Genomic DNA, 24292 nt, shown 5'->3' with positions numbered 1-24292 from the left:
ATTCAGGAGCATACGTGTCCAAAGCCTCGCAAGAAGCCTATCGCAAGATTCGCGCCGGCATACTTTCGGGGCACTTTCCTGCCGGGCAGTTCGTGCCCGAAGACGAGTTCGCGCAGTATTGCGGCCTCTCGCGCACACCGGTGCGCGAGGCCATTGCCGAATTGGTCGCCGAGATGCTGCTGCAGCGTTCCGGCACGAACCGGGTATTCGTTCCCGTCTGGTCGGACGAGGATGAGGAAGAGCTGTTCACCCTGCGCGCCATGCTGGAGAGCCACTGCGCCACGCGTGCGGCAAGGCTGATCACGGACGAACAGATTGCCGAACTACGCGCGCACTGCGATTTCATCGACAATGCGATTGCCGCGCCGGAAGGACCGGACGTGTCGGGTTTCGTCGAAGGCAACCGCCGCTTTCACGCCGTGATCCTTGCGGCGGCACAGTCCGAACGGTTGGGGCAGCTCATGCGCTTCGTGGTGAGCCAGATCGTGGTCCACCGCACGGCCGAGCAATACTCCCGCGCCGACATGGAACAGAGCCAGCGTGATCACCGCGACCTCGTCAGCGCATTCGAGATGCGTGACGAGGACTGGGCGGGTGCGGTGGCAAATACGCACATCCGCCGCGCGGCGAACGCTTACCGCACGATGCGGCAGGGCGCGGAGGCGGCGCAGGCCTAGGGTCAGGACCTATTAATCGCGCCTTCGAGGCGCTGGAATGGCGAACATATCGGGCGGAAATTCGCGCCGGGAAGGCTGGTTGCCTTTCCAAGCGGATTTCCGTTCGAGATGGAAGCCATTCCAGCGTCCCGAAGGGATTTGACCAAAATGGCCCATCACTGCGTTGGATGGCCTTGAAATAGAACCACTATCCCTGCGCCCATCCGCCTTGCGCTGGGCCATTTTGCCTCAAACCTCGAAGGCGCGATTAATAGATCCTGACCCTAGAGCAAGGCCTCAGGCCGAGGTCTGGACCACGCGCAGTTCGGCTTCGGGGAGCGCGCTCGCGGCAGACCCCTTGCCGATCTGCTGCATAAGCTCCTGCTTGCGCGCCATCATCGCATCGCGCAGCGCCACCATGTCGACGCCGGAATCGCGCGCCTGAGAGAACATGCCTTCGGAGCGGGCTTCCTCCTCGTGGACGTGGTGCTTGATCTCTTCGCTCAGCACCTTGACCTTGGCATCGAAGAACTCGTCCTCGGGCGAGCTTGCCATGATGTCGTTGATCAGGACCTTGGCGGCGTCGTGCTCGACATAGGCCTCGGTCCAGGTCTCCTGTTCGATCTTCCCCTGCAGGGCGGGGTAGAAGATCTCTTCCTCGATGATCGTGTGGATCTTGAGTTCGTTGCAGATCTGCAGCGCAATGGTCTGCTTGCGGTCATCACGCGCGTTCTCGAACTTTTCGAACAGGTCCTCGACGGCGCGGTGGTCTGCCTTGAGCATGGCTATGGCATCGGTGAATGTGGTCTGGGGCATGTCAGGTATCCTCGGGTCAGTGTCTTGCCCGAACAAACCCCCAACGGCGCTTGGGTTCCGCGACCGCCTTTCGGAACCTAACCGCATACCATTCGCTTGAAGCGGCATGAGCGACAACGAAACCTCTGACAAATCAACGCATCAGCCGCGCGAACGCTGGCCCGAAGTCCTCTGGCTGATCCGCCATGGACAGAGCGCTGGCAATGTTGCCCGCGATGCGGCGGATGCGGCTGGAGATCTGCGTATCGCGCTTGATCATCGAGATGTGGACGTACCGCTTTCGCAACTGGGCTGCCGACAGGCCCGCGCGCTCGGGCACTGGTTTGCCAGTGGGGAGGAAGGCCAGCGACCGGAAGTAATCCTTGCCAGCCCCTATGTTCGCGCGGTGCAGACCGCCGAGTTGTTTCGCGAGGCAGGGGGCTGCGCGCCTGACCTGCGCATCTGCGTCGATGAGCGATTGCGCGAGAAGGAGTTCGGGATTCTCGACGGTCTGACCGCACCCGGCATCCGGAACTTCCAGCCCGAACAGGCGGAGTTTCGCCGCGTGCTGGGCAAGTTCTACCACCGTCCGCCAGGTGGCGAGAGCTGGGTGGACGTGATCTTCCGGCTTCGCGCGCTGCTCGACACCGTGTCGCTGCACTACGCGGGCAAGCGGGTGATGATCGTGGCGCATCAGGTGGTGGTGCTGTGCATGCGCTACGTGCTTGAACACATGTCCGAGGCCGAGATTCTCTCGATCGACAAGGCCGGTGATATCGCCAACTGTGCGATCACCCAGTATCGGCTGGACCGTTCGGGCGAAGGCGAGGGCGAACTGGTGCTCGAGCATTACAACATGGTGGCCCCCATGGTTCGCGAAGGCACCGAGGCAACGCGGGCACCGGATCGTATGGTGGCCGCCCGTGGCTGATCCGACAGTTCTCGACGGAGCGTGGTTGCGTGAGAACCCTTTGCCGCAGCCCCATGAGGAAAGCGACAAGAACGCACGGGGACGCGTGCTGGTGGTCGGGGGCTGCGCGATGGTGCCGGGCGGCGTGCGGCTCACCGCCGAAGCGGCGTTGCGGGCGGGCGCGGGCAAGGTGCGGATCGCGACTGTCGAACCTGCGGCGTTGACGATCGGCGCCTTGATGCCGGAAGTTGCCGTCCTGCCACTCGCTATCGATGCAAAAGGCGAGATCGATGCTGCGCGCGCCGCACTGGCCGACGAGGCAGGAAAGAGCGATTGCCTCGTGCTGGGCCCCGCGATGAGCTGTGCGGATCAGGCATCGGCGCTCGTCGGTGGTCTGTTGGAATCATCGGACAATACTGCCCTGGTGCTCGATGCGGCCGCACTCATGGCGATCTGCGATCACGCGCCGCGCCTGCGCCGGAGACCGACGCCCGCAGTGCTGACGCCCCATCTGGGCGAGATTGCCGCATTGCTGGGTGAGGATGCCTCGGCAATTGCGCAAGACCGTGAAGGTGCGGTCAAGCGGTGTGCCGACCGGTTCGGTGCGGTTGTCGTCCTCAAGGGAGCAATCAGCCTCGTGGCCGCGCCCGAGGGGGTTCTGTTCGCTTACAGTGGTGGCAATGTGGGGCTTGCCACAGGTGGATCGGGCGACGTGATGGCCGGCATTGCCGGTGCCCTGCTGGCGCGGGGCGCGCAGCCGCTTCAGGCCGCCCTGTGGTCGGTCTGGCTCCATGGCGAAGCGGGGCGGCGCTGTGCCGAGGAGGTCGGCCCGCTGGGATATCTCGCCAGCGAGCTGCTTGCGTTCATCCCGCGGGTGATGGCGCGGGTGGGGTAAGCATGAAATCTTCCACTGGCACGCCGCCGATCACGTGTTCCTGGATGATCCGCTCGAGCACTGGCGGGGTGCAGGAGTGGTACCAGACGTTGTCAGGATAGACGACCGCGACCGGCCCGACGAGGCATACCCGCAGGCAGCCGACCTTGTTGCGCAACACCCCTTGCGCCCCGCCAAGCTTCAGCTCGCCGAGGCGCTTCTTGAGGTAGTTCCATGCCTCGTCGCCCACTGCGCGCGGGGCGCACTTGTCCTTGTCCGGTCCTGCGCAGAGCAGGATGTGGCGTTGCGGATTGAACCCGCCGAGCTTTTCGAGCGCAATCTCGGCCTGGCGTATCTCTTCTTGGCTTGCTGTCACTTCTCGCTCTTCTTCAACCAGCGATCGAGCCAGTTGAACGAGGTCTGGTGCCACTGCAACGAATTCTTGGCCTTGAGTACCCAGTGGTTTTCATCGGGGAACACCAGCAGCTCGGACGGAATGCCCCGGCGCTGCAGGGCGGTGAACGCGGCGAGGCCTTGCGTGTAGGGAATGCGGAAGTCCTTCTCGCCGGTGATGACCAGCATCGGCGTCTTCCACTTGGCGACGTGGTTTACCGGGTTCCACTTCTCGAACTCTTCGGGCGCCTCGTAATAAGGGTGCCCGCCGTGCTCCCATTCGTCGAACCACAGCTCTTCGGTCTCGTAAGCCATGGCACGCGCATCGAACACGCCGTCATGCTGGACGAGACACTTGAACCGGTCGGACCAGTTCCCGGCGATCCAGTTCATCATGTAGCCGCCGTAGGAGGCGCCTGCCGCGCAGGCATTGTCGCCATCGATCTGCGAGTCGAGCGCGATGGCGGCGGCAAAGCCCTTCTGCAGGTCTTCCAGCGGCTTGCCGCCCCATTCCCGGTTGATCCCGTCGGTGAACTTCTGCCCGTATCCGGTGGAGCCATGGAAATCGACCGAGACGATCGCATAGCCCTGGCTCGCCCAGACGCGCGGGTTCCAGCGGTTGGACCAGCTGTCGTTGTAGGAGCCCTGCGGTCCGCCATGGACGAACAGGACCGAAGGCATCTTGCCCTTCACCCATGACGGCTTGGTGATCTGGCCCCAGACGGTATCGCCATCCGCGCCCTTGAAGCTGAAGCGCTGCGTCACGACCGGCGCGCGCTGCGAGAGCGCGGTGGCGGCAACGTCGGTCAGGCGCGTGCCCGCTTTGCCGGGCTTGCCGATGAACATCTCCGCCGGGTTGTCGATTGAATCGCGCGTATAGGCAAAGCGGCCGTCCTTGAGCGGCACGACATTGCTAACATGCCCTTCCCGGCCGGGATTGAGCACCAGCCGGGTGACCGTGCCGTTCATCGGATCGATGCGGAAGGCGGGCGTATCGAGCACGTCTTCGGCCGTCGCGATCAGCGCCTTGCTGTCTGGCGTCCAGGTCAGCGAGGCGACAGAACGGTCCCATGCGCCGGTCAACTCGCGGCGTTCCCCGGTCTGCAGATTGATGAGGTTCACCACCAGCCGGTCGGCCTCGTAACCAGGCCGTGCCATCGCGGCATAGGCCAGCCACTTGCCATCGGGCGAAGGCGCGGGCGTGTTGTCGGTAGCCTTGTTGGCCTCGGTCAGGTTCTTCGGGGCTGCGCCATCCAGCTTCGATTGCCAGATGTCGAGATTGGTCGAGGTCGGCTCGTGGCGATCGGCCTGCCGCGCGACGAAGAACAGCGACTGCGAATCCGCGCTCCACGCCACGTCCTCGCCACCGCCGAACGGCTTGCCCGGGCTGTCGCCGGTAAGGGTGCCGACAGGTCCGTCAGCCGCCTTGCCTTCGCCCATCACCTTGCCGTCTGCGCCCAGATCGAAGGCGAAGACGCGGCTGTAGTTGCCGGGCGTTTCCCATGCGTCCCAGTGCCGCACGAAGCCCGCACCGTCCTTGTAGTGGCGGCCGGTGCCAGGGCCGGGGAGCGCGGTGTTGCCATCGCTGACGCAGCCGAAGGTCGCGCAATCGCGCGCGATGTCGCCCCACACGGCAATGCGCTTGCCATTGGGTGAAAGCTCGAATCCGGAAACTTCGGCCTGGAACGCGGTCACCTGCGTGGTCACGCCCGAGCCTACGTCGACTTTCCAGACCTGCGTGGTCTCGGCCTCGCCCACCTTGCGATCGGAGAGGTAGTATAGCGTGCCGTCGGGCGCAAAGGCCGGATCGCTGGCACTGCCGCCGGTGTCGATGCGGCGTGGCTCGCCCTTGCCGTCGGCGCTGCGGACCCACAGCGACGGGGTACGCTGGTAGCTGGCAGGGTCAGTGCTGGTGACGATGTAGGCGACGGTCTTGCCATCGGGCGAAACCGCCGTGCCGCCGAGGCGGCCAAGCGTCACCAGATCCTGCGGCGAGAAGGGAGCGGCCTGCTGGGCAAGGGCAGGTGCGGCGAATGCAACGGCCAGAGAAGCGGCCGCCAGCAACATCGAGTTGGTTTTCATGGAAACCGGATTAGCGCCGTAACCTCACGACGCAAATCGGAATTTCAGCCGCGTTTCCCGGCGATGCGGGCGATTTCTGCAGCGACCATCTTCTCGACCATCGCGGGCAGGTTCTTGTCGAGCCATTCGGCCAGCATTGGCTTGAGCAGGTCGCGGACCAGACCTTCGAGCGAAGTCTCGCCCGAGCGGACGATCTGCGGCGCGGCACCGGGCTGTGCCAGCATCGAAAGGGCGGCAAGCGATTCGCGCATCGAGGCGGCTGCGGCATCGGCGATCAGGCCGCCGGGTGCGTCATCGTCATCCTCTTGCGCAGTCTCGGTCAGTTCGAGCACGTCCGAGCGCAGCGAAGGGCGGGGCTCGGCCCGCAGACGCGCCTGCGCCTCGGCCTTGTTGTCACGCGCGATCACTTTCTTGATCGATTCGAGGATTTCCTCGACGGACGGTTCGCCGGCCTGACGCATTGAAATCTCTACCCCCACATACCCCTGCAACGCCGATTCCCTTACGGCCGCGATGAGGCCCCGATTGTCGCATCCTGTGCGGGCGTGTCAACGGTGCGCGTCGAGACGGCCTTTGGGGTCGGATCGCGGTCCCAGTCCCAGATGCGGCCCTTGACCCGGTCGTAGTTGACCTGCGGGTCGTAGAGTGCGCCGCCGTCGAGGCCGAGATCATTGGCATCGGCCTTGCCCATCGCCGAAAGCAGGTTGAACCCGGCGACATAGGCGTTGCGCCGTGCCGCAACGAGCTGGACTTGGGCGCGGAGCAGTTCCTGCTCGGCGTCGAGGATGTTGAGGATCGTGCGATTGCCCACGGTGTTCTCCGCGCGCACGCCTTCAAGGCTGAGGGCGGCCGCATCTACCGCGGTCTGGTTCATCGCAATGATCTCGTTCGCCGCCTGCCACGAAGCGTAGGCTGAGCGGACGCTGGCAATGACCTCGCGTTCAACGCCGATTTCCTGTTCCAGCGTAGCGCTCTCGCGGGCCTGCGCCTGTCGGGTCTGCGCGGCCGGACCGCCACCTTGGAACAGCGGGACCGAGACACTGATGCCAGCCTGGGCTGTCGTGTTCGCCTGTTGCAGCGTCTGGTTCGACCCGAGAAAAGTTCCCTTGAAGGCCTGACGGCTGCCACTTGTGGAAAGCGATACCGTGGGCAGCTTGGCAGCATCGGCAACCTTCACGTCGAAGGCGGCCGCCTTGCTGCGCTCACGCGCAGCGATCAGATCGGGATTGTTCTCGAGCGCGAAGTCGACCGCATCGTCCGGATTGGCCGGGAGGCCGGGGAGCGGCGGTGGCGGCTGCAACTCGGTCGGCGCCTTGCCCACAACCTGGATGTACCGTTCGCGACTGGCGATCAGGTTCGCCTGCGCCGTGCGCAGATCGCCACGGGCCAGTGCGAGCCGGGAGTTCGATTGGGCAACGTCGGTACGGGTCACGTCACCGATCTCGAAACGGTCGCTTGTCGCCTTGAGGTTCACCTCGAGAACTTCGACGTTGCTCCTGTTGAGCCCGACGATCGCGGAATCACGGATGACGTCCATGTACGCAGCCACGACCTGCGAAAAAATGCCCGATTCGGTGCCGCGAAGATCCTCCTGTCCGGCTTCGACACGGGTCTTGGCGGCGCGGACCGCGTTCTTCACCGATCCGCCTGAATAGAGCGGCACGCCCAGGTTCAGATCGACGCTGGACGACCAGTCGGTGATGAGAAACGAATTGGGGTTGGCTCGCAGGATCTTGGTGTAGCTGGCCTGTCCTTGCAGGCTCGGCAGGCCCCGCGCTTTCGCAAGCGGCACGCCTTCGTCCGTTGCGCGCTGGTTGGCGCGTGCTGCCTGGAGCGTCGGGTTGGTGTTGTAGGCGCTGGTCAGCGCCTCGCGCAGGTCATCAGCCAGGGCAGGCGATGCGAGCATGGTGGCTGCGCCCGAGACGAGCAACAGCCGCAGCGCCTTTGCATTGCGCATGAGGCTCAGAAGCTCCACTTCTTGGGCGCGGCAAATTCCGGCAGAACGGCGAAGTCGGCGTCGGACACTGGCGTTGCGACCACGTGGCCAAGCGCCTTGGTTGCAACGGCCAGCCGGGTAACGCCACGGTCGACCAGACCAGTAACCACGCGCCCATCGTCGGCCAGCAAAGCGGCCAGCGAATCGGGCAGGACCTCTGCGGCGCCGTCGATCAGGATCAGCGAGTAGGGACCACCCTGTGCCGCAGCGAGGCTGTCAGCACGCGTCACGTCGGCCGCAAGCTGGCCAGCGAGAGCAGCAAGATAGCCGTTCGTGGAAATGACCAGAATGCGATCGTCGCGTACGGTGGCAGCAGCTTCGAGCATCTGGCCATAGGTCAGCGCCGGGGAAAGCACTGCGCCATTGCCCAGCGGCAGCGCGCGGTCAGCGTAGGCCACGGCGCGGCGCTCGGCAGGCACGAAGTCTTCGCGTGGTACTGCGTTGAATGCAGCCAGAACTGCAGGCGAGTTCACGCCGCTCACGCGGAGCTGGCTATCGATCATCGCACGCCGGGCGACCAGCATCTCGTCTGCAGCCGGGCGATCTTCAACCACGGTCATTCGAACCCTCATATCGCTTGCGCTGCATCACCGCACCGATGCAGCCTGAATGTTGCCAAGTGCCTGTAGATTATCGATCTGCCGTTTCCAAGGGATTTGCATGTCGATTGTCGAGGCGTAAGGGGCGTTCGCAGTTTCTCAGGCTTTGGAGGGATTTCCGGATGGCCGACATGGTGACGATCAAGGAAGCGGACCTGATCGAAAGCGTTGCCGATGCGCTCCAGTACATCAGCTATTTCCACCCGATGGACTACATCCGTGCCTTAGGCGAAGCCTACAAGGCGGAGCAGGGCCCGGCGGCAAAGGACGCCATCGCCCAGATCCTGACAAACAGCCGCATGTGCGCCGAAGGGCACCGTCCGATCTGCCAGGATACGGGCATCGTCAATGTTTTCATCAAGTGGGGACAGGACTGCCGCCTCGAATCCGACCTGTCGCTGCAGGACGTGGTCGATGCAGGCGTGCGCCGGGCCTATCTTAACCCGGACAACAAGCTGCGCGCTTCGGTCCTGGCTGACCCCGCCTTCACTCGCCGCAACACGCGCGACAACACGCCCTGCGTGCTCCATGTCGAAATGGTCAAGGGCTCCAAGGTCGTGGTCGACGTTGCCGCAAAGGGCGGTGGCTCGGAGAACAAGTCCAAGTTCAAGATGATGAACCCCAGCGATTCGATCGTCGACTGGGTGATCGAGATGCTGCCGCAGATGGGTGCCGGCTGGTGCCCGCCGGGCATGCTTGGCATCGGCATCGGCGGAACGGCGGAACACTGCGTCCTGCTCGCCAAGAAGGCGCTGATGGAGCCGATCGACATGGCCCAGCTCAAGGAGCGAGGTCCCCAGAACGATATCGAGAAGCTGCGCATCGAGATCTTCGACAAGGTCAACGCGCTCGGCATCGGAGCGCAAGGGCTGGGCGGTCTTTCGACCATCCTCGACGTCAAGATCATGGATGCGCCCTGCCATGCCGCTGGCAAGCCGGTGGCGATGATCCCCAACTGCGCCGCGACCCGCCACGCCCACTTCGTGCTCGACGGTTCGGGGCCGACCTACCTCGAGCGCCCCAAGCTCGACGAATGGCCTGAAGTGCACTGGGCGCCCGACAGCGCGGCCAAGCGCGTCAACCTCGACACGCTGACGCAGGAAGAAGTGCAAGGCTGGAAGGCGGGCGATCGCCTGCTGCTCAACGGCAAGATGCTCACCGGCCGCGATGCCGCGCACAAGCGGATCAAGGACATGCTGGCCAAGGGCGAAGAACTCCCCGTCGATTTCAAGGGCCGTGTGATCTACTACGTCGGCCCGGTCGATCCGGTGCGCGATGAAGTCGTGGGACCAGCAGGGCCGACCACGGCGACGCGCATGGACAGCTTCTCCGACACCATGCTCGACCTCGGCCTGCTCGCCAGTGTCGGCAAGGCTGAGCGTGGCCCTGCAGCGACCCAGTCGATCGCCAACCACAAGAGCGCCTATCTCATGGCCGTGGGCGGTGCTGCCTATCTCGTGGCGCGGGCGATCAAGCAGTCCAAGGTGGTCGGCTTCGAGGATCTCGGCATGGAAGCGATCTACGAATTCACCGTCGAGGACATGCCGGTGACCGTGGCCGTCGATAGCGAAGGCGAAAATGTCCACAAGTCCGCACCACTGGTGTGGAAGAAGAAGATCGCGGACGAGAAGCTCCTCCCCGCGTAACCTTTCGCTTCGATGAACGACCTACGCCGCCCGACCGCCGTTATGGCGTGTCGGGCGGTTCGCGTTTAGACATCGTGCGATGACGTCGTCGCAAATCGATCCGGGTATCCCGCGCGTACCGGCCCGGCAGGTGATCCTGTCGGCGGCTGCGCTGTGGTTGTGCTATTTCCTGCTGATCACCGTGCGCGGACTCGTGGTCGAACTGGGCGACTTTTCCGACCTGCTCTGGCGGCGCGCGCTGGTGACGGCGGCGGGGATCGTCGTGACAGTGGCGTGCTGGCCACTCCTGCGACGCTTCGATGCAAGACCGCTCGCTACCCGCGTTGCCGCCGCTCTCGTCATCATGCTCCCTGCTGCCCTGGCACTGGCTGCAGTGAACCAGTGGGCCTTTGCTCCGGTCGAAAAGCGGATGATCGAACGGATCAGCACCGACCCGCAGCAGCAGACCGGCGAAAAGACCACCACCCAGACCACCGTCACAACCGGCAATGGCGTGGGTGACCAAGGCAAGGGCGGCACAGTCAAGATTCGCCACGACATGGCCGGAAACGTGCTGGTCGATGTGCTCGATGAAGGCTTCGTCCCACCGCCGCCGCCTGCTCCGCCGCCAGCCCCCAAAGTTACTGCGCCAAAGGCTCTTCCCGTCCCCGAACCGCTGTTGAGCGAAGAGGACATTGCCGAACTCAAGCGGCTGGGCGATGAAAAGACGTTCGAGGCGCTGAAGAACACCGGCATCGTCCAGAATGAGGATGGAAGCACGGTCATCACCCAGCCGGGTCTCTACGTTCGCCAGTATGCCGATGGGCGCTCCGAAGTTCGCACCGGCGGCAAGATCTATTCGGTGGACGAAGATGGCGAGGTCGCCTCGATTCGTGAAGACGCGGCCCCGCCCGAACCGCCTGCTCCCGCGGCCAGTATAGCGCCGCCTGCCCCTCCAGCCCCGCCTGCACTCTCTGCCGCCGCGCAGGAGAAAATCCGCGAAACCGCGCGGCGCGAGGCGGAGAAGGCGCTCGCCCGGGCACAGACCTTGCGCGCTGCCGCGCTGGAGAAGGCCAACGCCGCGCGCGCTAAGGCCTCGAAAGCGCAAGCGACCAAGGCTCCGACCACCGGCAGCTCCGGCAAACCGCAGCCCTCACCGTCCGACATCGTCACCGAGGACTATCGCGGGCCTGACCACGTCACGATCATCCGCCAGACGGTCGAGAACGAGGGGTTGTGGCGGCAGCTGACCGATGTGGCACTCGGGCGCTACTTCCTGCTGATCGCCTGGGCCGCGCTCTATCTGGCGCTGGGCAATGGCGAGCAGCTGCGCGCTGCCGAATATCGCGAAGGGCAATATGCGCGTGCCGCCAAGGCAGCTGAGCTGCGCAGCTTGCGGTATCAGGTCAACCCGCATTTCCTGTTCAACACATTGAATTCCTTGTCGGCTTTGGTCATGGTTGGACGAACCGAACAGGCCGAGCGGATGATCCAGTCGATTTCCCGTTTCTATCGCCACAGCCTTGCCGGCGATCCGACCACGGACATGCCGCTGGAGGACGAGATCGCCCTGCAGCGCCATTACCTCGAGATCGAAGCGGTGCGCTTTCCCGAACGGCTGCGCTGCGAGTTCGACATTCCCGAGGAGCTGATGAGCGCCTGCGTCCCGGGGATGATCCTCCAGCCGCTGGTCGAGAATTCGATCAAGTACGCGGTCTCGACCACGATCCGCCCCGTCACCATCCGCATCACTGCGCGGGAGGCCGGAGGCTTCCTCGTGCTGACCGTGGCCGACGATGGTCCGGGTGAAGGCTTTGCCAACGGCGGTACCGGGATCGGCATCGCCAACGTGAAGAGCCGCCTTGCTGCCCGTTTCGGCGAAGACGTGGCCAAGGTCGAAAGCGGCCCGCTGCCGGCCGGCGGATACGCGACTGTGCTGACGATGCCGGTCGTCCGGAATGAATGCTGAGGGGGACTTGTCGTTGCGGACCTTGATTGTCGATGACGAACCACTGGCGGTCGAACGGATGCAGATCCTCTGCGCGCGAATACCGGCGTTGCAGGTGGTCGGCACTGCCAGCGATGGCGCTGCGGCGCTGCGCCTGATCGATGCGTTAACCCCCGATCTGGTGCTGCTCGACATGACGATGCCCGAGTTGGATGGTCTGGGCGTGGCACGGGCGCTGGCCGGACAGGCCAATCGCCCGGCCGTGGTCTTCGTCACCGCGCATGACGATTTCGCGGTCGAGGCCTTCGATTGCGACGCGGTCGATTACGTGCTCAAGCCCGTCGCGCAGGAGCGGCTGGAGCGTGCAGTGGAACGGGCGCAGGCGCGCCGCAGCGCTCCCGTCGAAACGCCACTTACGCCCGAGAAACCCGCCAGCGAATGGATCGAGGAATTCTGGGTGCCGCACCGCTCCGAACTGATCCGCGTGGCGGCGGCCGACCTCGAACGCATCGATGCCGAGCGCGATTATGTGCGGCTGCATGTGGGACAGCGCAGCTACATGATGCTGCACACCATTGCGGGATTGGAGGCGCGCCTCGATCCCGAACGCTTCATCCGCCTCCACCGCTCGACCATCGTCCGCCGCGATCGGATTGCGGGCCTCAAGCATGATGGCCTTGGTGTATGGTCAGCGGAACTGGCCGACGGATCGTTGCAGCGGATCGGCCGAACCTACCTCGCGCGGGTTAAGGCGATGGCGGGGCGGTGATCTCTCACCCCTTGTAAAGCGCATCCACCCGCGCGCCATAGCGTTCCTTGATCTTGTGGCGGCGGATCTTGAGGCTGGGCGTCATCTCGCCGTTGTCGATGCTGAACGACTCGTCGGCAAAGGCGAACTGGCGGACTTTCTCGATCACCGAGAGATCCTTGTTCACCCGGTCCACGGCCGCGCGGATGGCGCTCTTGAACGCGGGCAGGTCCTGCAGTTCCTTGAAGTCGAAGTGTTCGCCCTGCGCGCGGGCCCATTCTAGCGACCATTCCGGATCGGGCACGATCAGGCCGACGATGTAGGGCCGCTTGTCGCCCGAGACCATCGCCTGCGCGATCTCCGGCTGCAGCGTCAGCATGCCCTCGATCTTCTGCGGTGAGACATTGTCGCCCTTGTCGTTGACGATCATGTCCTTCTTGCGGTCGGTGATGACGATGCGGCCCTTTGCGTCGAGATGGCCGATGTCGCCGGTGTGCAGCCAGCCCGCGTTGGGACCCTCGGTCGGGATCGCGCGGGCGGTCTCGGCATCGTTGTGCCAATAGCCATGCATCACCAGCTCGCCGCGCACGAGGATTTCACCGTCCTCGGCGATCTTCACTTCCACGCCCTTCATCGGCGGGCCGACGGTATCCATTCTCAGGCCTACCTTGGGCCGGTTGCACGAAATCACAGGGCCAGCCTCGGTCTGCCCATAGCCTTGAAGCATGGTCAGGCCCATCGACTGGAAGAACACGCCGACATCGGGATTGAGCGGCGCACCGCCCGACACCATCGCCTTCATCCGGCCGCCAAAGCGGGCGCGGATCTTTGGTCGCAGGGTCTTTTCGAGGATCAGGTTCATCGGTGCATCGAGCAGGCGCCCCCTGCCCGCTGCCTTGCGCCCCCCGATCGAGAGCGCGCGGTCCATCAGGTAGTTCGCGACCTTCCCCTGCTTCTCCACCTGCTTCATGATCCGCGTGCGCAGCACCTCGAACAGGCGCGGCACGACGACCATGATCGTCGGCCGCACTTCCTCGATGTTGGACGCGAGCTTCTCGAGCCCTTCGGAATAGTAGATCTGCGCGCCCATGCCGATCGGCAGGTACTGCCCGCCGGTGTGTTCATAGGCGTGGCTCAGCGGCAGGAACGACAGGAACACTTCCTCGCCCCAGCCGAAATCGTTGGCGAGGATTTCGGCGGCACCTTCGACATTGCACAGGATCGAGCCATGATGCAGCCGCACCCCGCGCGGGCTTCCGCCGGTGCCGCTGGTGTAGATGATGCAGGCAAGGTCATCACGGCCCGTCGTCCGCAGCCGTTCATCGACCGCCGCACGCGCCTCTGCGCCGTCGCCGCTGGTCATCGTCTGCCAGTCATGGAACGCAAGCTTGCCCGCCTGCATCTGGCGCAGCGGCTCCATGCCGATCACATGCTCGACGCAGGGCGCGGACAGCGCGGCTGGAAGCAGCGGCTGCGAGAGCTTGGCCGTCGACACGATTACTGCCCGCGCGCCCGAGTTCTCGAGAATGTGCAGGTGATCGCGCTCGGTATTGGTGATGTAGGTCGGCACGGTGACGAGACCTGCCGCCATGATCGCATGGTCGGCAATGCACCATTCGGGCCGGTTTTCCGAAACGAGCGCCACCCGGTCGCCGGGATTGAGGCCAAGCGCGCGCAGTGACTGCGCAAGTACGCAAACCTGCCGCGCCGCTTCCGCCCAGCTCAGCGAATGCCACTCGCCCTTGCTCTTGGCCCACAGGAACGGCGCATCGCCGCGCTTGCCCGCGCGGTCGAGGAACATCGAAACCAGATTCGGAAAGCCTGCGAAATCCGTAAGCTGCACGTCGTGACCCTCGCCCCTTTGTCGGCAGGAAGAGGCAAAGCTTCCCGCCAGTTGGAGGGGAACCTAGTGACGCAGTTCCTTCACGGCAACCGGTGAGGGCATTCGCCGGGAAGATATGCCCGAACGGGCCGGGTCACGGAGCAATGGCGGCGCCCTCGCTGCGCGGATCGGCGGCTCCACGCCAGCGATCGCCAACGCGTTCGATGGCATTGGCCTTGAACGATGGCGAGCGGGCGACGACCTGCGCATGGCCCAGTTGCTGGAGAGCGGGAATCATCGCCTCGAGGCTGGTGCCCTTTTCGACGAAGACCATATCGCCGCCGGGCGCGAAGATCACCGGCAGGGCAATCGCCTCGCGCGCCGAAAGGTTCCAGTCGAGCACGCCGATGATTGCCTTGGCAACTTGTGCCGGAATCGTCACCCCGCCCGCCGCGCCGACCGCGAGCCGAAGCTTGCCGTCGGGGCCGTAGACCAGCGTCGGCGCCATCGAACTGCGCGGGCGCTTGCCACCTTCGACCCTGTTGGCGGTGGGCTTGCCATCGCGGTCGGGCACGATGTTGAAGTCGGTCAACTCGTTGTTGAGGTAGTACCCGCCGACCATCAGGCCTGAACCGAACGGTCCTTCGATGGTCGAGGTATAGCTCGCGGCATTGCCCCAGCGGTCAACCGTGACGAAATGCGTGGTGCCATTCTCTTCCTGACGCGGCGCGGGTGCGAAGGCGAGCTTTGCACCGGGCGGCGTGCCGGGCTGTACGCCCGGCAACGTGCTGCCTTCCGAGATCAGCGCCGAGCGCCCCGCAAGATAGGCCGGGTCCGTCAGCCCCGCGACGGGGACCGAGACGAAATCGCTGTCGGCCAGATACTGGTCGCGATCAGCGTAGGCGAGACGCTGTGATTCGGCGATCAGGTGCCACGAAACCGGGTTCGCCGGGCCGAGCGCTTTCATGTCGAAGCGTTCAAGCTGCTTGAGAATGGCAAAGACTGTCGTTGCGCCCGACGAAGGCGGACCCATCCCGCAGATGCGGTAAGCGCGGTACTGCCCGCAGACGGCGGGCCGGGCCACGGCGCGGTAGGCTGCGATGTCTGCCGTGGTCATCGGCGCAGGATTGCGCGGCGCCGTCCCGACCTTCGCGGCAATGGTTGCGGCGTTGTCGCCCGTGTAGAAGCTGTCCGCGCCACGGGCCGAGATGGACTCGAGCGTTGCTGCGAGTGCCGGATTGCGCACCACCGTACCGATGGGAAGCGGCTGTCCGTCAGCGCCATAATAGAGCGCACGCGCATCCGGATCGAGCGCGCCGGTGCGGCTGGCGGCAGCGAGTATGGCATTGAGGCGCGGGGTTATCGCATAGCCTTCGCGGGCAAGGCGGATTGCCGGCTGGAACAGCGTGCGCCAGGCCAGCTTGCCCTTGGCGTTGTGCGCGCTTGCCGCAAGGCGCAGGTTCCCGGGAATGCCGACGCTGCGGCCGCCGGGGATCGCCTCGCCATAAGAGAGCGGTTTGCCGTCCACATAGAACCACTGCGGGGTTGCCGCCTTGGGTGCGGTCTCGCGTCCGTCAATGGTATCGACGTTGCCCGCCGTATCGCCCAGCACGAGGAAGCCGCCACCGCCGATGCCCGAACTCTGCGGCTCGACAACCGTCAGCGCCAGCATCGTCGCGATGGCAGCATCGGTTGCGCTGCCGCCAAGGCGCAGCATCTGAGCTCCGGCTTCGGCCGCACGAGGATCAGCCGCAGAGACCAGGCCAGGTCCCTCGAGCGGCACGCCTTGCGCAGCCGAGGCAACGGGCGAGGCGGCAGGCGGTGTGATCGCTGCATTGGGCGGAGGGACGCAGGCGCTGGCGCAAAGCGCGGCTGCGAGGGGGGCAATCCGGAACGGGAGAGGCAGGGTCATGCCTCCCTTGCTATTCGCTGCCGACCGCCTCGGCAATGGAGGTCATGCCCGCTTCGCGGACCTTGCGTTCAAGGCCTGCGACGATGCGCTTGGCAAGGCCGGGGCCTTCATAGACCATCGCGCTGTAGATCTGGATCAGGCTGGCGCCTGCGCGGATGCGGGCCCAGGCATCGTCAACCGTGCCGATCCCGCCAACGCCGACCAGCGGGATAGCCCCTCCGCTGGCCTTGCGGAAATCGCGCAGGCGCTGCAGCGCTAGCTCGCGCAAGGGCTCGCCTGAAAGCCCGCCTGTTTCCGCAGCATGTGTCGAGCGCAGGGCCGGGCGGGTGATCGTGGTGTTCGAGATGATCAGCGCGGCAAGGCGCTTTTCCAGAGCGATGCGGCAGATCGCATCGATGTCCGAAGATTCGAGATCGGGCGCCAGCTTGAGAAATACCGGCACGTTGATGTTGCCTCGCGCCTCGATGACGGCATCGAGCAGCGCGGAAAGCGCGCCTTCGTCCTGCAGCGCGCGCAAGCCCGGCGTATTGGGCGAGGAAATGTTGACGGTAAGATAGGACGCCAGCGGCGCCATGATCCGGGTCATCTGCGCATAATCGGCGATCCGGTCGACCGAGTCCTTGTTCGCGCCGATGTTGACGCCGACGATGCCGGGCAGCCCGTGCTTGCCGGTTTCAAGCCGCTTGACCAGCCGGTTGGTGACCGCCTGCGCGCCTTCGTTGTTGAAGCCCATGCGGTTGATGACGGCGCGGTCCTCGACCAGCCGGAACAGGCGCGGCTTGGGATTGCCTTCCTGTGGCAGCGGAGTGACCGTGCCGACTTCGACAAATCCGAATCCGAGGCCGAGCATGGCATCGGGGACTTCGGCGTTCTTGTCGAAACCCGGTGCCATTCCGACCGGGTTGGGAAAAGCGATCCCGGCAATGCGCTGGGCCAGCGTCGGCGTGGGCGCGACCGGGCCGGAAGGCTGGCTCAGCGCCAGAGCCTTGATCGTCAGCCGATGGGCCGGTTCTGCAGGAATGCGGAAGATCAGCGGGCGCAGCAGGGAATAAGGCGTCAAGGGCACAAGGTTCCGGATTGGCGATTCAGCAGGTTCGATTCGGGCAAATTCGCGACGCTTCAAGACCGCGCACACCCCTGACCGCTGTCTTTGCGACGAGATTGCGCAATGGCCAAGCCGGAACTTCTCGATTCTGACAGCATTTGTAATTGATTGCTCTTGGTATGTTGCGCCTTTGCCACCGAAATTGTCGAATCCATACAATTCACCTTACGGCCTTCTGCGTAGGAAAGCGCTGCGACCCGAAGGGCTCGGTGCAGCAATGCAACGGGTTCTCGACTTTCAGGCGGCCGGTGACCCATCTGGGTTCGGCCGCCTTTTTTTGTGCCATCGCGAAGTGCCTCAGCCTCTTGTGCCGCCAGACACCCGCGCCTAGATAACCGGAGTGATTCGGTCCGATTTCGCGGACCATTGCCCGGGACCTTCGCCAATGCGCCTTTCCAGCATGGCCGATTACGCCGTCGTGACGATGACCGCCGCTGCGCGCCACTGCGGCGGCCAGCGCGTCTGTGCCCAGCAACTCGCCGATGAAACCGGCCTTCCGGTGCCGACCGTGCAGAAGCTGGTGAGCAAGCTGTCGGCTGCCGGGCTGCTCAAGTCGGTGCGCGGCGCGCGCGGCGGGCTGAAGCTTGCCCGCCCCGCCGCAGCCATCACTTTGGCGGATATCGTCGAGGCGGTCGAAGGCCCTATTGCTCTTACGCCCTGCAGCGAGCATGGGCGCCACGATTGCACGCTGGAAGCTGCGTGCACTGTCCGTCCGCACTGGCCTGCGGTCGATGCCGCCCTGCGCGGCGCGCTGGCCGGAATACCGCTTACCCAATTGTCCCGCCCCGCCGTCCCGGCGGTCCCGGTGGCGGAGGTTATGGCATGACCGAGAACATTGAAGTAAAGGATCAGGCTGCACGCGAGGCGGCGGCAAAGGTTGCCGAGTACGAGCACGGCTGGTCGTCGGATATCGAGCAGGAGTACGGGCCCAAGGGCCTCTCCGAAGATACCGTCCGCTATATCTCGGCCAAGAAGAACGAGCCCGAATGGATGCTCGAATGGCGCCTGAAGGCCTATCGCCACTGGCTGACCATGCCCACGCCCGACTGGGCCAAGCTCAACGTGCCGCCGATCGACTATCAGGACGCCTATTACTGGGCCGCGCCCAAGGCCAAGCCCAAGCTCGGCAGCCTTGACGAAGTCGATCCGGAAATCCTGCGCATCTACGAAAAGCTCGGCATTCCACTCGAGGAGCAGAAGGTGCTCGCGGGCGTCGAAGGCGCGCGCAAGGTCGCGGTCGATGCCGTGTTTGACAGCGTCAGCGTCGCCACCACCTTCCGCAAGGAACTGGAAGCGGCAGGCGTCATCTTCCGCTCGATCTCCGAAGCGATCCGCGAATACCCTGACCTTGTGAAGAAGTGGCTCGGCAAGGTCGTGCCGATGCACGACAACTACTTCGCCACGCTCAACTGCGCGGTCTTCTCGGACGGCACCTTCGTCTACATCCCCGAAGGCGTGCGCTGCCCGATGGAGCTGTCCACCTATTTCCGCATCAACGCGGAAAACACCGGACAGTTCGAGCGCACTCTTATCGTCGCCGACAAGGGGGCCTACGTCTCCTACCTCGAAGGCTGCACTGCCCCGCAGCGCGATGAAAACCAGCTTCACGCCGCCGTGGTCGAACTCGTCGCGCTCGACGATGCCGAGATCAAGTACTCCACGGTGCAGAACTGGTATCCCGGCAACGCCGAGGGCCTTGGCGGCATCTACAACTTCGTCACCAAGCGTGCGCTGTGTCAGGGTGCGCGCTCCAAGGTTTCGTGGACGCAGGTCGAAACCGGCTCTGCCATCACGTGGAAGTATCCTTCCTGCGTGCTGAATGGCGAGGATTCGGTCGGCGAATTCTACTCGGTCGCCGTCACCAACAACCACCAGCAGGCCGATACCGGCACCAAGATGATCCACAACGGCAAGGGGTCGCGCTCGACCATCGTGTCGAAGGGCATCTCTGCGGGCAAGTCGAACAACACCTATCGCGGCCTCGTCCGCGTCGCCCCGCAGGCCGAAGGCGTGCGCAACTTCACCCAGTGCGACAGCCTGCTGCTGGGCGCCGAATGCGGCGCGCACACCGTGCCTTACATCGAAGTGCGCAATCCCAGCGCCACGATCGAACACGAAGCCACCACCAGCAAGATCAGCGACGACCAGCTGTTCTACGCCATGCAGCGCGGCCTCGATCAGGAAAGCGCCGTCGCCCTGATCGTCAACGGCTTCGCCCGCGAAGTGCTGCAGCAGCTGCCGATGGAATTTGCCGTCGAAGCGCAGAAGCTGCTCGGCATCAGCCTTGAAGGCAGCGTTGGATGAGCCTTTCCGAAAGCGATCTATTCCTCGATTTCTCTGCCGTCCCTGCGGCGGATGCGATCGTGCGCAAGGTTGCCGAATACGGACATGCGATTGCCTTTCCGGCTGGTTTCGACACCACCGACAAGGCTCATTCGGGCTGGGTGCCAGCCTTGCTGAATGGCGTCAACACAGGTTTCGATTACGCGGTGCTATCGCGCGAGCAATATCTCAGGAATGATCCGGAAGCCCCCGACTATTCCGAGCATGGCGATACTGCGCTGGCGTTCGCGGCGCGAGGGCACCAGAGCTCCATTCTCGCCATGTCACTGGTTCAGCGCGCGATCTGCGAACTTACCGATGCGCAAGGCTGGTGGCAGGAAGGCGAAGAACGTCTCGGCAATGCCGACATGATCAAATTCTGCATCGAGACGATCAAGGCGGTCGAGGCGAACCCTGCTCCGACGGAGCCCCGGCGCAAGCCATCGAGAGCCAGCGCCGAGGACAAGCGCTTTGCGATCAAGGTGCTGATCATCTTCGGTTCCGTGCTGGTCGGCATTTATGTGTTGAGCGCGCTGGCCGGTCATCTCTTCGCGCCAAGGACGGCACAATGATCAAAAAGACCCTTTCCCTCCGCCCCGTTTCGGAACGTGCCGAGGCGCCGAAGATCCAGAAGAAGGGGCGTGGCTGGGCCATTTCGGGCTCGCGCCTCGATGCGATCCATGACCGCGCGCGCCAGTTGCGTCGCGAGCCGGACGAGGCCCATCTCGCGCTGGCCGAGGAGCTGGCGAAGGAAGACCTCGGCAAGTACAAGTTCAAGCGTTACGCGGTGATCGGCTCGGCCATCGTCGATTTCGCCAGCCAGCCGCTCAAGCTGGTCGTTGCGCTCGACCGGGGCGACACGCCCGAGATCGAACGCCGCCGCGATGCCAGCCTTGCCGAAGTCGGCCTCAAGGTCCTGCGTTACGATGCCGCCGAAGTGCTCGGTGATCCCGAAGGTGCCTGCGCCGCAGTGCTGGCCGCGATGAAGGCCCGCTACGACGAATTGCGCGCCGCCTCGCGCCCGCAGCGCCCCTCCTATTCGCGCTCCGGCGCGCGCCCGCAGCGCAGCCCTTACCCACGGGCTCGCGACTGAGAGAGATGACCATGCTCGAAATCCAGAACCTCCAGGCCAGTGTTGCCGACAAGCCGATCCTCAAGGGACTTTCGCTCACCATCAACGCGGGCGAAATCCACGCGATCATGGGGCCAAACGGCGCGGGCAAGTCGACGCTCGGCTACACGCTCGGCGGGCGGCCCGGCTACGAAGTGACCGGCGGCACCGCCACGCTTGATGGCACCGACCTGTTCGAACTCGAACCGCACGAACGCGCCGCCGCCGGCCTGTTCCTTGGCTTCCAGTACCCGGTCGAAATCCCCGGCGTTTCTTTCGTCCAATTCCTGCGCGAATCCGCCAATGCCCAGCGCAAGGCGCGTGGGGAAGCACCGCTTTCGGGCGGCGAATTCCTCAAGCTTGCCAAGGAAAAGGCGGGCCTGCTGCGCATGGACATGGACATGCTCAAGCGCCCGGTGAACGTCGGCTTTTCGGGCGGCGAGAAAAAGCGCGCCGAGATGGTGCAGATGGGCATCCTCGATCCCAAGATCGCGATCCTCGACGAAACCGATTCCGGCCTCGACATCGATGCGCTTCGCATCTGCGGCGAAGGCATCAATGCGATCATGCGTAAAGCCGACAAGGCCGTGCTACTGATCACCCACTATCAGCGCCTGCTCGATTACGTGAAGCCGGACTTCGTCCACGTCCTCGCCGGTGGCCGCATCGTGCGCAGCGGAGGGCCGGAACTGGCGCTTGAGCTGGAAGAACACGGCTACGAGGCTGTCGCGGCATGACCCTCGATACTTCCGTCACCCCGGCGAAGGCCGGGGCCCATGACGTCGGAGGTCGCACTCCGACTTCGGCCACGATGGACCCCGGCCTGCGCCGGGGTGACGGGGAATGGGAGTCGGCGCTGTGACCAGTCTTGCCCCGCCCACCCGCAAGGACGAAGCGTTCCGCTACGCCGATCTTGCGGCGCTTGAAACGCTTTGGCCCCTGCCTGTGCAGGAAATCCGCGTCGTGGCGGGCCAACAGGGGGCAAGCGCAGTCGTGCTCAATGGCGCGAACGATGCTGCGCAGGATATCGTCATCACCCTGGAAGACGGCGCAGAATATGACCTGCGCCTGCTCAACGCCGGTTATGCCTATGGCCGCATTGCGGTCAAGGTCACGCTCGGCAAGGGCGCGAAGTTCCACCTGGGCGCGGCGCAGATCGCCGGCGGCGATCAGACCGCCGAGATCGTCACCGAAGTCGTCCATGCCGAACCTGACGCGGTCTCCAGCCAGATCGTGCGCTCGGTTCTGGGTGGCCACGCCACGGGGACATATCTTGGCAAGGTCGCGGTCGCGCGCGGCGCCATCGGCACCGATGGTTCGCAATCGATCCGCGCCATGTTGCTCGATCGCACTGCCACTGCCAACGCCCGCCCGGAACTCGAAATCTACGCCGACGATGTGAAGTGCGCGCACGGTTGCGCGGTCGGCGAACTCGATCCGCAAGGGCTGTTCTACCTTGCCCAGCGCGGACTTCCGCCCGCCGTGGCCAAGAAGCTGATGCTGCAGGCCTTCATCGCCGAAGCCTTCGTCGGTGCCGCTGATGAAGAAGCGCTGACCGAGGCTGCCCTCAAGGCGCTGGAGGCGGTGCTGTGACGGTCGATGCGCTCACCCGCGCCTCGCAGTGGCCCGGCCTCGTCAACCCTGACGGCAGTCGCTGGCACTACCTAGATACGGCTGCCACCGCTCAGAAGCCGCAAGTCGTCATCGACGCCATCACCCGCGCGCTGGGCAGCGATTACGCCACCGTTCATCGCGGCGTCTATGCCCGCTCGGCCGACATGACGCTGGCCTTCGAAGCCGCGCGCCGCAAGGTTGCGGGCTTGATCGGCGGCGCGGAGAACGAACTCGTCTTCACCCGCGGTGCGACCGAGGCGATAAACCTCGTTGCGCAGACATGGGGCGTGCAGAACCTCAAGGCCGGTGACCGCATCCTGATCTCCACGCTCGAGCACCACGCCAACATCGTGCCCTGGCAGATGCTGCGCGACCGGACCGGCGTGGACATCGACGTCTGCCCGCTCACCGAAGACGGGTTGATCGATCTCGACGCGGCAGAACGCATGATCACGCCTGCGCACAAGCTGGTCGCTTTCGCGCATGTCTCGAATGTGCTCGGCTCGGTGCTCGATGCGCCCCGCGCCGTTGCGCTTGCCCGCAGCGTCGGCGCGAAGATCCTGCTCGACGGCTGCCAGTCGGTCGCCCGCCTCACCGTCGACGTGAAGGCTTTGGGCGCCGATTTCTACGTCTTCTCTGCGCACAAGCTCTATGGCCCCACCGGCATCGGCGCGCTCTGGGCCAAGGCCGAAATCCTCGATGCCATGCCGCCATGGCAGGGCGGCGGTGCGATGATCGACAAGGTCACATTCGAGCGCACCACTTATGCCCCCGCGCCCCAACGGTTCGAGGCTGGCACGCCTGCCATCGTCGAAGCCATCGGCTTCGGCGCGGCAGTGGATTTCGTTCAGGCGCAGGGCCTCGCCTCCATCCATGCCCACGAATGCGCGCTGGTGGCCAAGGCGCGTGAAGCGCTCGGGCGCATGAATTCGGTCAAGCTGTTCGGCCCTGCCGACAGCGCCGGCATCCTCAGCTTCGCGCTCGAAGGCGTGCACCCGCACGATCTCGGCACAATTCTTGACGAGGAAGGCGTGGCGATCCGCGCCGGGCATCACTGCACACAGCCCTTGATGGCGCACCTTGGCGTTCCCGCCACGGCGCGCGCCAGCTTCGGCATCTACAGCGATGAAAGCGATATTGCCGCGCTCGTGCGCGGCATCGAGAGGACCAAGAGGATCTTCGGATGAGCGAGAACGAATCCAAATTCGTGGTTGAAGAGGTCGAGGCCGTGACCGCCCCCAAGCGCGCCTTCGTGGAAGACGCGCCCGAGGAAACGCCTGCCGAAAAGCTCGAGCGCAAGCGCGATTACCTCGAAGGCTTCCTCGCGGCCAAGCCTGAAGCCGTCTCTCCCGCCGAGCCGGGTGGCGACATCTATGAAGGCGTCGTCGCCGCGCTCAAGGAAATCTTCGACCCGGAAATCCCGGTCAACATCTACGATCTCGGCCTGATCTACGGCGTCGAAGTTTCGGATGAGTCGGATGTGACCGTCACCATGACGCTGACCACGCCGCACTGCCCGGTGGCGGAATCGATGCCCGGCGAAGTCGAACTGCGCGTGTCTTCGGTCCCCGGCGTTCGGGATGCAGAGGTAAATCTCGTCTGGGACCCCGCATGGGATCCGGCCAAGATGAGCGACGAAGCCAAGCTTGAACTGGGAATGCTCTGAGTTTCCCCCCTCCCGCAAGCGGGAGGGGTTGGGGGTGGGCAGCGGCCAAACCCATCCCTATATTCAACAGGCCCTCCCCCGACCCCTCCCGCAAGCGGGAGGGGGGAGATTTTG

The 24292-nt window shown here is 64.6% G+C and carries 24 protein-coding genes; 15 read left to right on the top strand and 9 right to left on the bottom strand.

What is annotated here, in order from left to right:
• The first annotated feature begins 14 nt into the window (after positions 1-14).
• A complete protein-coding gene (locus ACZ1JX_RS14700) occupies positions 15-677 on the top strand; it encodes a GntR family transcriptional regulator (protein ID WP_465124263.1) in 663 nt (220 codons plus the stop codon).
• Positions 678-953: 276 nt separating this feature from the next.
• Here the strand turns inward: ACZ1JX_RS14700 and ACZ1JX_RS14695 are convergent, their stop codons facing one another.
• Positions 954-1472, bottom strand: a complete 519-nt coding sequence (locus ACZ1JX_RS14695; protein WP_465124262.1) for a hemerythrin domain-containing protein — start codon at positions 1470-1472, stop codon at positions 954-956.
• 106 nt (positions 1473-1578) lie between these two features.
• On the opposite strand from ACZ1JX_RS14695, the gene ACZ1JX_RS14690 reads away from it, so the two are divergent.
• Together ACZ1JX_RS14690 and ACZ1JX_RS14685 are read left to right on the top strand one after the other, a co-directional pair.
• The gene (locus ACZ1JX_RS14690; RefSeq protein ID WP_465124261.1) at positions 1579-2382 is read left to right on the top strand and encodes a histidine phosphatase family protein; all 804 of its coding nucleotides are present in this window, start codon (positions 1579-1581) and stop codon (positions 2380-2382) included.
• Complete coding sequence (locus tag ACZ1JX_RS14685; protein WP_465124260.1) at positions 2375-3256, top strand: NAD(P)H-hydrate dehydratase; 882 nt, start codon at positions 2375-2377, stop codon at positions 3254-3256. The genes ACZ1JX_RS14690 and ACZ1JX_RS14685 overlap by 8 nt, the downstream gene beginning before the upstream one ends.
• Here ACZ1JX_RS14685 and ACZ1JX_RS14680 read toward each other — a convergent pair.
• From ACZ1JX_RS14680 to ACZ1JX_RS14660, 5 genes are read right to left on the bottom strand one after another with little or no spacing between them, the layout of a single operon-like run.
• Complete coding sequence (locus ACZ1JX_RS14680; RefSeq protein ID WP_465124259.1) at positions 3225-3611, bottom strand: (2Fe-2S) ferredoxin domain-containing protein; 387 nt, start codon at positions 3609-3611, stop codon at positions 3225-3227. The genes ACZ1JX_RS14685 and ACZ1JX_RS14680 overlap by 32 nt on opposite strands.
• Positions 3608-5710: a S9 family peptidase gene (locus tag ACZ1JX_RS14675; protein WP_465124258.1), complete on the bottom strand. Its 2103-nt coding sequence runs from the start codon at positions 5708-5710 to the stop codon at positions 3608-3610. The genes ACZ1JX_RS14680 and ACZ1JX_RS14675 overlap by 4 nt, the downstream gene beginning before the upstream one ends.
• A 44-nt stretch (positions 5711-5754) precedes the next feature.
• Complete coding sequence (locus ACZ1JX_RS14670; RefSeq protein ID WP_465124257.1) at positions 5755-6171, bottom strand: DUF2497 domain-containing protein; 417 nt, start codon at positions 6169-6171, stop codon at positions 5755-5757.
• 41 nt (positions 6172-6212) lie between these two features.
• Positions 6213-7667, bottom strand: a complete 1455-nt coding sequence (locus ACZ1JX_RS14665) for a TolC family outer membrane protein (RefSeq protein ID WP_465126430.1) — start codon at positions 7665-7667, stop codon at positions 6213-6215.
• Positions 7668-7672: 5 nt separating this feature from the next.
• On the bottom strand, positions 7673-8266 hold the full coding sequence (locus ACZ1JX_RS14660; protein WP_465124256.1) for a protein-L-isoaspartate O-methyltransferase family protein: 594 nt from the start codon (positions 8264-8266) through the stop codon (positions 7673-7675).
• Positions 8267-8427: 161 nt separating this feature from the next.
• Here ACZ1JX_RS14660 and ACZ1JX_RS14655 point away from each other — a divergent pair, with 161 nt between their 5' ends.
• From ACZ1JX_RS14655 to ACZ1JX_RS14645, 3 genes are all read left to right on the top strand, one after another.
• Complete coding sequence (locus ACZ1JX_RS14655; protein ID WP_465124255.1) at positions 8428-9951, top strand: fumarate hydratase; 1524 nt, start codon at positions 8428-8430, stop codon at positions 9949-9951.
• A gap of 79 nt (positions 9952-10030) precedes the next feature.
• Positions 10031-11899 carry a sensor histidine kinase gene (locus ACZ1JX_RS14650; protein ID WP_465124254.1) on the top strand — a complete coding sequence of 623 codons (1869 nt, stop codon included), beginning with the start codon at positions 10031-10033 and terminating at the stop codon, positions 11897-11899.
• Entirely contained in the window at positions 11889-12647 is a 759-nt protein-coding gene (locus tag ACZ1JX_RS14645) for a LytR/AlgR family response regulator transcription factor (RefSeq protein WP_465124253.1), read from the top strand. The genes ACZ1JX_RS14650 and ACZ1JX_RS14645 overlap by 11 nt, the downstream gene beginning before the upstream one ends.
• Positions 12648-12651: 4 nt before the next feature.
• Here ACZ1JX_RS14645 and ACZ1JX_RS14640 read toward each other — a convergent pair whose 3' ends face one another.
• From ACZ1JX_RS14640 to ACZ1JX_RS14630, 3 genes are all read right to left on the bottom strand, one after another.
• Positions 12652-14469: an AMP-dependent synthetase/ligase gene (locus tag ACZ1JX_RS14640; RefSeq protein ID WP_465124252.1), complete on the bottom strand. Its 1818-nt coding sequence runs from the start codon at positions 14467-14469 to the stop codon at positions 12652-12654.
• Positions 14470-14602: 133 nt separating this feature from the next.
• Positions 14603-16360, bottom strand: a complete 1758-nt coding sequence (gene ggt, locus ACZ1JX_RS14635; RefSeq protein WP_465124251.1) for a gamma-glutamyltransferase — start codon at positions 16358-16360, stop codon at positions 14603-14605.
• Positions 16361-16370: 10 nt separating this feature from the next.
• Positions 16371-17420 (bottom strand): quinone-dependent dihydroorotate dehydrogenase, encoded by a 1050-nt coding sequence (locus tag ACZ1JX_RS14630; RefSeq protein WP_465124249.1) that lies wholly within the window; start codon positions 17418-17420, stop codon positions 16371-16373.
• A 430-nt stretch (positions 17421-17850) separates the two neighbouring features.
• Here ACZ1JX_RS14630 and ACZ1JX_RS14625 point away from each other — a divergent pair, with 430 nt between their 5' ends.
• The 9 genes from ACZ1JX_RS14625 to ACZ1JX_RS14585 are packed head-to-tail and all read left to right on the top strand — an operon-like array spanning position 17851 to position 24178.
• Positions 17851-18291 carry an SUF system Fe-S cluster assembly regulator gene (locus tag ACZ1JX_RS14625; RefSeq protein ID WP_144904413.1) on the top strand — a complete coding sequence of 147 codons (441 nt, stop codon included), beginning with the start codon at positions 17851-17853 and terminating at the stop codon, positions 18289-18291.
• Entirely contained in the window at positions 18288-19769 is a 1482-nt protein-coding gene (sufB, locus tag ACZ1JX_RS14620; protein WP_465124248.1) for a Fe-S cluster assembly protein SufB, read from the top strand. The genes ACZ1JX_RS14625 and sufB overlap by 4 nt, the downstream gene beginning before the upstream one ends.
• Before the next feature lie 59 nt (positions 19770-19828).
• On the top strand, positions 19829-20359 hold the full coding sequence (locus ACZ1JX_RS14615) for a hypothetical protein (RefSeq protein ID WP_465124247.1): 531 nt from the start codon (positions 19829-19831) through the stop codon (positions 20357-20359).
• Positions 20356-20880, top strand: a complete 525-nt coding sequence (locus ACZ1JX_RS14610) for an endonuclease domain-containing protein (protein WP_465124245.1) — start codon at positions 20356-20358, stop codon at positions 20878-20880. The genes ACZ1JX_RS14615 and ACZ1JX_RS14610 overlap by 4 nt, the downstream gene beginning before the upstream one ends.
• 11 nt (positions 20881-20891) lie before the next feature.
• Positions 20892-21635, top strand: a complete 744-nt coding sequence (sufC, locus tag ACZ1JX_RS14605; protein WP_465126429.1) for a Fe-S cluster assembly ATPase SufC — start codon at positions 20892-20894, stop codon at positions 21633-21635.
• On the top strand, positions 21632-21760 hold the full coding sequence (locus tag ACZ1JX_RS14600) for a hypothetical protein (RefSeq protein WP_465124244.1): 129 nt from the start codon (positions 21632-21634) through the stop codon (positions 21758-21760). Before sufC ends, ACZ1JX_RS14600 begins: the two co-directional genes overlap by 4 nt.
• Positions 21757-22491 (top strand): SufD family Fe-S cluster assembly protein, encoded by a 735-nt coding sequence (locus tag ACZ1JX_RS14595; protein WP_465124243.1) that lies wholly within the window; start codon positions 21757-21759, stop codon positions 22489-22491. The genes ACZ1JX_RS14600 and ACZ1JX_RS14595 overlap by 4 nt, the downstream gene beginning before the upstream one ends.
• Complete coding sequence (locus ACZ1JX_RS14590) at positions 22488-23699, top strand: cysteine desulfurase (RefSeq protein WP_465124241.1); 1212 nt, start codon at positions 22488-22490, stop codon at positions 23697-23699. Before ACZ1JX_RS14595 ends, ACZ1JX_RS14590 begins: the two co-directional genes overlap by 4 nt.
• Complete coding sequence (locus ACZ1JX_RS14585) at positions 23696-24178, top strand: SUF system Fe-S cluster assembly protein (protein ID WP_465124240.1); 483 nt, start codon at positions 23696-23698, stop codon at positions 24176-24178. Before ACZ1JX_RS14590 ends, ACZ1JX_RS14585 begins: the two co-directional genes overlap by 4 nt.
• The last annotated feature ends 114 nt before the right edge of the window (positions 24179-24292 follow it).

This window comes from Novosphingobium sp. BL-A-41-Hi4A-0G (genome assembly GCF_055521735.1).
The sequence above is the reverse complement of the archived record's forward strand: the minus strand, read 5'-3'. Positions and strand labels throughout refer to the sequence as shown.